This window comes from Salinimicrobium oceani (assembly GCF_012037645.1).
On record NZ_JAAVJR010000267.1, the window covers coordinates 1 to 582 of the forward strand.

Here is a 582-nt window from a genome sequence, read left to right on the forward strand (position 1 = left end):
TTTTACGAACCTACAGAAGGGGAGATCCTGTTAGATGGGATTCCTGTTAAGCAATATGACCGTGCAGCATACCAAAAATATTTTGGAGTGATCTTTCAGGATTTTGTAAAGTTTGAGCTCACCTTGAGAGAAAATATTGCCATGGGCGAGATCACAGAGATCAATGACCAGGGCAGGATAGAGGGAGCAGCAGAAAAAAGCCTTGCAGACCAGGTGGTGAGCGAGTTGCCCTTTGGATATGACCAGCAATTGGGAAAACGCTTTAAGCAAGGCAAAGACCTTTCCGGTGGGCAGTGGCAAAAGATAGCTATCGCCAGGGCGTATATGAAAGATGCAGAAGTTTTGATCCTTGACGAACCTACTTCGGCCCTTGACGCCCGGGCAGAAACTGAAGCTTTTGACAGATTTATTAAACTCACTGAAGGTAAAACCGCTGTGATCATTTCTCACCGCTTTAGCACCGTGCGAATTGCCGACAGGATCATGGTTCTTAAAGACGGCAGCGTCCTTGAGATCGGCACTCATAAAGAACTCATGCAGAACAATAAATTATATTCAGAACTTTTTAATCTGCAGGCCGCA

At 45.4% G+C, this 582-nt stretch carries 1 protein-coding gene; it reads left to right on the forward strand.

Annotated features, from left to right (window positions below; translation table 11 throughout):
* Nucleotides 1-582 (forward strand): ATP-binding cassette domain-containing protein (locus tag HC175_RS16655; RefSeq protein ID WP_168139487.1); only part of this gene is annotated, 582 nt, incomplete at both ends.